Source organism: Bradyrhizobium cytisi, assembly GCF_008123515.1.
Taxonomy (GTDB): domain Bacteria; phylum Pseudomonadota; class Alphaproteobacteria; order Rhizobiales; family Xanthobacteraceae; genus Bradyrhizobium; species Bradyrhizobium cytisi.
Map to the genome: position 1 here is coordinate 1 of NZ_VSSR01000118.1, position 9,098 is coordinate 9,098.

A 9,098-nucleotide genomic window follows, 5' to 3' on the forward strand; every position below is an offset into this window, starting at 1 on the left:
CACGATCCCGCGAAACGCGCACATTGTCACGATCGGCATCGATCTAGGCAAGAACACATTCCATGTGGTGGGGTTCGATGCCACGGGTGCAATCATCCTACGCAAGAAGCGATCGAGAAATCAGCTTGAGCAGTCGCTGGCTAATGTTCCGCTCTGCCTGATCGGAATGGAGGCCTGTGCCGGAGCACACCACCTGGGTCGCAAGCTCGAGAAATTAGGCCATCAAGTACGGCTCTTGCCGGCCCAGTATGTGAAGCCATACCTCAAGGGCCACAAAAATGACTTCCGTGATGCCGAAGCCATCGCAGAGGCGGCGCAGCGCCCGACCATGCGTTTCGTCCCGTTGAAATCGGCCGAGCAACTTGACTTGCAGGCGCTGCACAGAGTTCGCAGTCGATTGGTGACACAGAGAACCGCGGTCATCAATCAAATCCGAGGTCTTTTGCTTGAGCGAGGGCTGCCAGTTCGGCAGGGAGCGGCAGCACTCCGATTGGCACTTCCACAGATTCTCTCGATGCTCTCGGATAACCTGTCGCCTCGAGTGGTTCGGCTCATTCAGGACCTGGCCGAAGACTGGCGCTTTCTCGAGCGGCGGGTCGCATCGATCACGAAGGAAATCGACGAACTCGCTGATCAAGACCCACACTGTCGCCGCCTGATGAGTGCGCCGGGTGTCGGACCAATCATCTCAAGTGCGATGATCGCTGCGATCGGAACCGGTGATGCCTTCCATAAGGGCCGCGACTTTGCAGCATGGCTTGGCCTCGTACCGAAACAAATCTCGACCGGCGATCGAACCATTGTCGGCCGCATATCGAGGCGTGGCAACCGGTACCTGCGAACGCTGTTCATTCAAGAGGCCAGAGCCGTACTTCTAAGGCGTCAGAGTTGGCCCAGGCATGGCTTCGGAGCCTGGTTGGAAGCAGCATCCAAGCGGCTCCACTCGAATGTACTGGTTGTCGCCCTGGCCGCAAAACTCGCGCGCCTAGCCTGGAGCATGCTCGCAAAGGGCCGTGATTACGACGCCAACTTCATGGGCCACGCCGCGTAAGGCACGGCCGGGAAGGAAGAAGATCCACGGTCCAACCGGAAAGGCACAATATCCCGCCTAGGTTTGCGAGACGGAAAGGACGAATGGAGCAACGGTTGCACCGACACTTCTGAAGCCTGGTTCGACGCCATGGCCCTTCTTGAGGCCGGCGAGTTATTGAGGACAGAAGTGGGCGGATATCCATAATGGCTCGAGGCGAGAGCCTCAAATCGAAGCCGGATAGATTGGCGCAGACCGCTATATCCCTTTGTCGATTCCTCTTGCAACGCGGGCGTGGTCCATAGATCGGCGTCAAGGTCTCGGTGGCCACGACGCTGGCGCCGGCCTGCGGCGGCCAGTTCGTCGCCCATATGAAAGGCGCTGCCCGGCAACCCCTATGACGGCCACACGCTTGCAACCGTCATCCCCGAGATGGAGGCGCTGATCGGTAACACCATCGAGCGCATTCTCGCCGACAAGGGCTATCGCGGCCACAATGCCCCGCCCGATTACAAGTTCAGGGTGTTCACGTCAGGCCAGAAGCGGCGGATGACGCCGAAGATCAAACGCGAGCTGCGAAGGCGCTCCGCCGTAGAGCCGGTCATCGGCCATGTCAAATCTGAGCATCGCATGGGGCGCAACTACCTGTGGCATCGCCAGGGCCTCGAGTTGTTCCATCGGGGTTTGCGTGTTGCTGCTCACCAGCGCCGTTATGGCGGCCGCCGGCACGGCACTGACCCCGATCACATGCCCAGTGCGCATCGGCGTTACGCCGAGTGGTCTCCCGATGGATTCCGGCGCTGGGGGCGGTCGATCGGGCCCAACACCGAGGGGCTCGTCCCCGCCATGACGCACCGACTGCATCTCGGTGAACTTGGCGAAGACGAGTGCGATCGCCTCGCCGACGCGCCGATCCGGGTCCTTCTCGATGCGGTTGTGGCCGACCCGCACGTAGCCGACCGCGACCGTCATGAACAGCTCCCCCCGGCGCGCCTTCTGCTTCAGCGCTTCGAACGAGCGCTGGCGCAGTACCGACAACTCCATCTCGCTCATGGTGCCCTTCGTGCCAAGCAGTAGGCGATCGTTGGGCTGTCGCGAATCGTAGACGCCGTCCTCGTCGGCGATCAGCGTGCCGACGAGACCGCAGAACTCAAGCAGCGTGTGCCAGTCGCGACCGTTGCGTGCGAGCCGCGACGCCTCGATCGAGACCACGACCCCGACGCGTACCTCACAGATGGCGGCCAGCAGCTTCTCGAAGCCGGGCCTCGCGACGCCAGCGCCGGAGCGGCCGAGATCGTCATCGATGACGACAACGTCGCTCCAGCCCAGCTGTCGCGCGCGCTCCGGCAAATTGTACTGACGGCGTTTACTTTCCAGGTTGTGGACGACCTGATCAGACGTCGACTGACGGATGTAGATGACGGCTTGACGGGCGAGGTGCTCAGGCGTGATTTTGCTCATGAGCGGCCTCCCTCGTCTCTGTGGTTGGCACGCCCATCTCGATATTGGCGCCGTCGGCGAGGGCCTCGACCATCAGCCCCTCGATCAGGCGGACGAGAGTGCTTCTCTGCGACACCGGAATCTCCGGCGTCTGGCGATCCGCTTCGAACAGGCTCCGCTGCAAGTGGCGTCTTGGTTGCATGATCCCCTCCTTCACGCAGGGGCCATGCCCCGCCTCGAGAGGCGATAAGCACATCGATTCGCGCCCGCAGCTCGACGAGCCTTTCGACAGCCAACCGAGGGCTTGCTGTGAGCGTTGATGAGCGAGCAATATCCTCGCTCATCCAGGCCGGGATTAGGGCGAGTGTCCCGTCGGGCTGCACCACGACCAGATGGTCCTCGCCGGCGAAGCGCTTGCGGTGCTCGGCCTGCACCATCTGCCCGGCCCGAGGATGGAACGGATAGACGATCAAAACCTCGAACGTCGGACACCCGGCATTGTGACGCTGTCTCGTCCGGCGTCGGCAAGAGCTGGCTCGCTTGCGCCCTTGGCAACAAGGCTTGCCGAGATGACTTCTCAGTTGCCTACCATCGTGTGCCGCGTCTCTTCGCCGCCCTCGCACTCCGGCCGCGCCGATGGCCGTTACACCAAGATGCTGCGGGCGATCGCACGACTTGATCTGCTGATCCTGGACGACTGGGGACCAGAACCTCTCGACGCCGACCAACGCCGTGATTTGCTCGAAATCGTCGAGGATCGATACGAGTCCCGCTCGATTATCGTCACCAGCCAGCTGCCCGTCGATCGCTGGTACGAAATCATCGGAAACCCAACCATCGCCGACGCGATCCTCGATCGCCTCGTCCACAATGCCTACCGCATCGAACTCAAGGGAGAGAGCCTCAGGAAGCAGAAGCAAACCGCTCAAGATCAACCGGTCTCTTGACCTTCCCAGCCGTCAACGCATCATGAAATTGACCCATGCGAACGACGCCACGGGTGGCCGGCTTCAGATCGGAATACCCGGCCGGCTTCGAATTGGAATGCATGGCCGGCTTCGTCGGAATCCGCAATCTATCGTTCAAACGGTGGATCGAAGGACCCGGCCCACGGCCCGCGGCTTTTTATGTGCCAGCGTTGCGTAGAGGGGGCCAAACATTCGCTTTTGACAAGGCCGGGAGGCACGCTCGTTGCGTGAAACAACACCGTTCTCCTGGACAAGTATCTGTCGCTGTCCGAGCCAGAACTCAGTCAGACCGCGGATGTTGCGGCAAAGACATAGGGCTGGTCCGGCAGATCTCGCAGCTTGAGACGATCGATCTCGGCGAACAGTTCGGCGCGGCTTGAGCCGAAACCGCGCATCTGGCGGGCGTTGAGTTCGCCGACCAGGACGTGGATGGCAGCGTTCAGTTCTGCCAGGGAAAAGAAGCGCTGATTGCGCAGGCGGGCCAGGATCCAGCGCTGCGCGATCTGGACGGCGGGCTCAACCTTGGCCTTGTCCTTTGGTCGACTTGGCCTCGCCGCCAGGATGCGGTGCCGTAATGGACGGCCATGTCGGCATAGGCGGTTCATTCGAGGATCGTAACGATCGGGGTTGGTCAAGGCGGCCTTGAGATTATCGCAGGCCACGAACTTCGGAGGCCACCGAGGTACCTGAACAAGTTGGCATGCACGCCGATCCAGTGGGACAGGTTTTCGCTTGGGCGCGCCTCGACCCGCGTAGATGATCGCCGCGACGAACAGCTTGATGGCGCGCACCGGTGATGGGATCGAAGATGTCGATGGTGTCGCCGGCGAAATCGACGAACACCTTCTCCCCGCCGATGTCGGTCTGACGCATGCTCGGGCGCGCGCGCTGCTTCCAGGCCTCGAAGGTCGTGCAAAACCAGGTATAGCCGAAGCCGCCGGGATTGGAGGCGCGACACTCTTCCCACTGGAGCAGGCGCGTCACGCTGCAGCGGCGTACGCATCCGGTGACGGCCCCTGGTCAGGTCGCCTTCGACGGACAGCTGATTTGCGCTCAAGCGGCGTGGGCGATGCTCTGGGGGCGCCAATTCCAAGGCAGAAGTTGGTGGATGCGCTTGGCGGGATGATCCGGCAGGCGGGCCAGCACGTCGGCGAGCCAAGCCTGTGGTTCGATGTCGTTGAGGCTGGCGCTGGCGCTGGCGATGAGGGTGTAGATCGCAGCCGCACGCCGGCCGCCCTCATCAGAGCCGGCGAACGTCCAATTTCTTCTGCCCACGGCGACAGCCCATAGCTCGCGCTCGGCGGCATTGTTGGACATGCACAGGCGGCCGTCATCAAGGAAGCGAGTAAATGCATCCCAGCGGCTGAGGCAGTAATTGATCGCCTTGGCTATATCGTTGCTCCTGGAGAGCTTGGCGCGCTGTACGCGCAACCACGCCTGCAGCTCGACGATCAGAGGGCGGCTACGCCCCTGGCGCGCACGCAGACGCTCCTGCGCAGGAAGTCCGTTGATCTCGCGCTCGATGGCGAACAGGACATCGACGCGCTTGACCGCCTCGGCCGCGATTGGCGCCTTGCTGAGCCGTGCCAGATCAAAGAACTTGCGCTTGCCATGCGCCCAGCATGCGGCCTCGACGATTTGGCCTCCTTTGCGATTGGGCTCGTAGAGCCTGCCAAAGCCGGCGTAGGCGTCGGCCTGCATCAGTCCGGCATAGCTCGCCAGATGCTGCTCCGGATGTTCTCCGCCATGATCCGGTGAGTAGAAAAACACGGCTGCCGGCGGATCGGGGCCGGCGAAGGTAGGAGGCTTCCTCATTGGCTGAATGAAAACTCCGTAGCTTGAGTTGTCGGCCGAAGCGTGCGGCACCGCAAAAGGTTGCTCACGATCGCCTGAAATCGCTGCTCACGATCCTGCGAAGCGCGCATTGCCGCCAGCCGGTTGAAGACTCGACGCAATGGGGCAGTTTGTTTGCCATCCAGTTCTGCGTCCGCTTTGCGGGATCACCTCGCTGACCCGCGAAGCATATCCCGCCCTCCACAGAGGCCTCTTACAGAAAGATCCGACATTCTCCGGCGGACTGCGCTCGATCTTTTCGCCGCGCATGCAATGATTCGGCCGAGCGTACACTGCATCGCTAAGCTGATGACGTTCCAGACCAGGCGCTCTGTCGGCGCAGGCTTACGACTTTCGAAGCCATGCATTTGAAGCACAAGTAACGTTGGTCCCAAACGCGTCGGTGTAGTAAGTATCGATTAAGTAACCTGCTCGCTCGATCAACTGGAAGCCATCGATAATCTCCTTATTTGCGAATACGGGATTGTCTTCGATTACATAGTAATCTCCCGATACCAGAAATTTATTCAGATAAGAGAACACCGAAAATATTTGAACGTGCGCGTCGTCGATCACAAGCCACGGATGAGGCAGGCCCGCCAGCAACTTCTCATCGAAGTTTGCGACGTCAGAAAGGTCAATTTGATGAAAACTAAGCAGTGGATGCTTTTTTGCGTTCTCATGGACAAGCTCAATATACAAATCGAAGGAGTGAACTTCACCAAGCCTCTCACAAAGCACGGACATATTGTCAGCGAACCACAACCCGCTGCCACCTTGGCAGGAACCGAGCTCTAGGATTGTCCTCGGCTGAAGCTCCCAAATAAGCCTTGGATACAGAGCCAGATCAAAAGGAGTCTTGTAAATTATGAGCCCTCTATAAGTCTTCGCCAGCGCTCCAATTTTTGTGGCGCGCTGGTCACCAGTCCATGGATAGATAGACGACATCCAATCTCGATCGGATGGCCTCGCAAAGCGATCAGAATGATCAGCACTCAGGACGGCCTTTATTCCGTCAAGCGCCTTGGGGCTAAAAAGTTGTCCGCCGAATCCGTCAGACCTCATCTGATCGGGGTAGTTCTTGTGGCCGGCGTCCCAAAAGGCCTGGTGTTCGGAAGCGAGTTTCATAGGTACATCTCCGCATTGCGTGTTCCTCCTTGTCGAAGCAACAGGCGTGCCACTCGCGGAACGAGGCCGCGCTGGCTTGATGAGAGCGAGAAACGTGTAGGCACCAGCATGCCCACAGAAATGGTCGGCGCGCTCTGTCGAGTTCGGACATCGGCGTCTTCAATCGGACAATGCATGGTACAACAAAGCTGCTAGCTCAAGATTGTGCTGGTTGCCTCTCATGCTGTAAACTTACCAGCGGTCATTGTCGCCCAGACGATCCGAGCCAACTTGTTGGCAGCGGCGATAGCGACAACCTGGAACGACGCCGGTTGTGGCGCAACAATCTGGTAGAGAGGCCGCCAGGTTTATTGTCGCGGGCGTTGATCAGCGGTGTGATGTTGGCTGGCGTTGCGGATGACGCTGGGCGACTTGGTCCCTTCCTTGCTCGACAGACTGGCGGCGCCGACAGCTTTCTCCACTTGCCGAATGGCTGGCTTGCGGTGATCAACATGGAGCGCCGCTCGTAGCGGGCGCTGATGACTTCTCAGAGCACGCTGATCTCGGCTTGACCCTTAGGACCTATGGAAGGTCGTCGAGGATGAGTAGGTCGAACTTGTCGAGGTCGGCCAGCGCGCTCTCGACGGAGAGGTCGTGGCAGGCCCGTTGTCGACGAGAGCGGGGCCGATCACGGAGGATCTATAGTGGATAATGATGGCCTGAGATAGGTCGGCGTATCGAGGCGGTTGTCGAACCCTACCTGAACCTCTCAAATAGAGCGATACGCCACGAGCGAGAGTAGCAACATTGTCCCGCTTCGTCAGCCCAACGTGATCGATGATCCACTGACAATGTCCTGCGCCTTGGAGCGCAGCAGCTTCTCGGACATGCTATCGAGGTGGAACTCGAGACATTCTTGCCGCGGTGAAGGACTTGCCGACTGGCGAACCCGTGTCGTGCGGCAGGGCTAGGGCCCAGCGCGACCGATTGCGACCGGCATCGTCCTGAGCGCCGATCACGCCCAGGTTGGCGTGACCCTTGAAAAGGTTTCGCGCGATCGTGCGTCGCTGGATCTCGTCAGTACCGTCGTAAATGCGGTATACTCGTAATTTGCGGTACCACCGCTCGATTGGCAGCTCCTTGCTATAGCCACCCCGCCGTGGATCTGCATGACACGATCAATAACCTTGTTGGCCGTTATCGAACCGGTCAGTTTCGCGATCGGCGACGCGTGCCGCGCGTCGTATCCGCTCTCCGCCCGCTACGCGGCGAGTAGGGTCAGGTACTTCACGGCTTCGATCTCGACATGTGAATCGGCAATTTGCTGCTGAATGGCTTGGTATTCCGCGATGGGGTGTCCCGTCGAGACCCGGTCCTTCGAGTATTCGATCGCTATCTTGAACAGACGCTCCGACGCGCCCACGGCGCCCGAGGGAATCGTAGCGACTGGCGCCAATCTCGCTAGCTTGACGCCCCATCCCAGTTCACCGAGGATCTTGCAACTCGGAACACGGACGTCCTCGAAAACGAGCGATGCAGGGCTCCATTCGCCCATTGTCGGGCTGGACCGCCAGCCCATCTTGTGGTCGACGAGGAATCAAGTGATTCCGCCCGAGGCGCCCTTGTTCGGATGGGTGACGGCGAACATTATCACGAAGTCCGCCTCATTTCCGCCCGTGATGAGGTCTTCTCGCTGTTGATGATTCAGTCGTCGCTGTTGCGCACGGCACGCGTGCGAATTGCGATGGCGTCCGAGCCAGCGCAAGACTCGGTGATGGCGAAGCAGCTGACCCGCTCGCCCTCGATCGTCGGATGAGATACTCCCGCTTCTGGTTTTGCGTGCCGGAGAACAGGATTTGTCAGCGTGTCCGCCGAACTTGAACGGGACGAAGGTGTGTCCGTTTTCGATATAGATGAGCGACTTTATGATCGCTCCGAGTCCGGCTCCGCCGTACTCTTTCGGGGTGGTGATGGCCCAAAAGCCCGCGCTTTGCGCTTTCAGCTGCAGGTCTCGCAGGTGCCCGGGTTCGAGGGCGGGACGTCCCTTCCGCTCGTTGCGGAGTACCTCCGTCTCAAAGGGGATGATCTCTTTGTCGATGAACGCGCTGCCGGAGTTCCGGACCATATGCTATTCGTCGCTGAGTGAAAAAATCGACCATGATTTTCTGTGGAAGGATATCCTTGTTGTAGTTGTGCCGCGACTGGGTGTCAGTTCCAGGGCCGCCCGCGACGTCGATGTTCCGAAGTGCTCCTCGGGAGTGTCGCCACGATGCCGGCGTTGCCTGTATGGCGTCGTGGTCGCCAAGGCAGTTGCGCCAAAAACGTCCGTTGGGACCGCCCACGCATCCACTTAGCAGAGCACGGCGTCTGGATTCACCGCGAGCTGCACGAACTCCGATGGTTCTCTCATTTTCACCTTTCGCCTTTAGAGGCCAATCCCGAGCGCGAGCACATTATGTGCGGCCGTGCTGCCGGCCCCCCGACTTCCGTTCTATAATGAGACCGCGCGCTCGGGATGAGATTACGCCTCCACCAGCGGTGGCGCTCGCCTTTTGGCGCCGAGTTTGGCCCTCGACAGCCTACGTCAACTACCTGTCGACGGCTGCCAAGTGGACCATGCCTCGAGCAATGGCGCGTTCAGTCGTGGACCTCCACGGAAGGCCGTAAGATATTCGCTTGAGCAGCTACCAAATTAAATAGGCCAACTAGTGGCTCTGCAC

General features: G+C 60.0%; 6 protein-coding genes and 8 pseudogenes. 4 read left to right on the forward strand and 10 right to left on the reverse strand.

The window, feature by feature from the left end:
• The first annotated feature begins 4 nt into the window (after positions 1–4).
• Positions 5–1,051: an IS110 family RNA-guided transposase gene (locus FXB38_RS40800; protein WP_148756533.1), complete on the forward strand. Its 1,047-nt coding sequence runs from the start codon at positions 5–7 to the stop codon at positions 1,049–1,051.
• Between the two features lie 287 nt (positions 1,052–1,338).
• Positions 1,339–1,693 (forward strand): annotated as a pseudogene (locus FXB38_RS45235) (IS5/IS1182 family transposase); the annotation flags it as partial.
• A 327-nt stretch (positions 1,694–2,020) separates the two neighbouring features.
• On the opposite strand, the pseudogene FXB38_RS40815 reads toward FXB38_RS45235, so the two are convergent.
• The 3 genes and pseudogenes from FXB38_RS40815 to FXB38_RS45340 form a co-directional block, all read right to left on the reverse strand.
• Positions 2,021–2,491: pseudogene (locus FXB38_RS40815) on the reverse strand (recombinase family protein); the annotation flags it as partial.
• A complete protein-coding gene (locus FXB38_RS40820) occupies positions 2,472–2,672 on the reverse strand; it encodes a hypothetical protein (RefSeq protein ID WP_148756530.1) in 201 nt (66 codons plus the stop codon). The gene FXB38_RS40820 and the pseudogene FXB38_RS40815, both read right to left, overlap by 20 nt.
• A 106-nt stretch (positions 2,673–2,778) precedes the next feature.
• Positions 2,779–2,907: pseudogene (locus FXB38_RS45340) on the reverse strand (hypothetical protein); the annotation flags it as partial.
• Between the two features lie 77 nt (positions 2,908–2,984).
• Between FXB38_RS45340 and FXB38_RS40825 the strand changes: the two are divergent.
• A pseudogene (locus tag FXB38_RS40825) lies at positions 2,985–3,417 on the forward strand (ATP-binding protein); the annotation flags it as partial.
• A 323-nt stretch (positions 3,418–3,740) separates the two neighbouring features.
• Here FXB38_RS40825 and istA read toward each other — a convergent pair.
• From istA to FXB38_RS44760, 6 genes and pseudogenes are all read right to left on the reverse strand, one after another.
• A pseudogene (istA, locus tag FXB38_RS40830) lies at positions 3,741–4,437 on the reverse strand (IS21 family transposase); the annotation flags it as partial.
• Positions 4,438–4,491: 54 nt separating this feature from the next.
• Positions 4,492–5,253: pseudogene (tnpC, locus tag FXB38_RS40835) on the reverse strand (IS66 family transposase); the annotation flags it as partial.
• A 363-nt stretch (positions 5,254–5,616) separates the two neighbouring features.
• Positions 5,617–6,399 carry a CmcI family methyltransferase gene (locus FXB38_RS40840; protein WP_148756532.1) on the reverse strand — a complete coding sequence of 261 codons (783 nt, stop codon included), beginning with the start codon at positions 6,397–6,399 and terminating at the stop codon, positions 5,617–5,619.
• A gap of 436 nt (positions 6,400–6,835) precedes the next feature.
• Positions 6,836–7,047, reverse strand: a pseudogene (locus tag FXB38_RS44365) (ATP-binding protein); the annotation flags it as partial.
• A gap of 221 nt (positions 7,048–7,268) precedes the next feature.
• Entirely contained in the window at positions 7,269–7,514 is a 246-nt protein-coding gene (locus FXB38_RS45240) for an acyl-CoA dehydrogenase family protein (protein ID WP_210251003.1), read from the reverse strand.
• 125 nt (positions 7,515–7,639) lie between these two features.
• Positions 7,640–7,957: an acyl-CoA dehydrogenase family protein gene (locus tag FXB38_RS44760; protein WP_210251001.1), complete on the reverse strand. Its 318-nt coding sequence runs from the start codon at positions 7,955–7,957 to the stop codon at positions 7,640–7,642.
• 51 nt (positions 7,958–8,008) lie between these two features.
• Between FXB38_RS44760 and FXB38_RS44375 the strand changes: the two genes are divergently transcribed.
• Positions 8,009–8,194: a hypothetical protein gene (locus FXB38_RS44375; protein WP_246230601.1), complete on the forward strand. Its 186-nt coding sequence runs from the start codon at positions 8,009–8,011 to the stop codon at positions 8,192–8,194.
• A 135-nt stretch (positions 8,195–8,329) separates the two neighbouring features.
• Here the strand turns inward: FXB38_RS44375 and FXB38_RS45245 are convergent.
• A pseudogene (locus FXB38_RS45245) lies at positions 8,330–8,503 on the reverse strand (acyl-CoA dehydrogenase family protein); the annotation flags it as partial.
• Between the last annotated feature and the right edge of the window lie 595 nt (positions 8,504–9,098).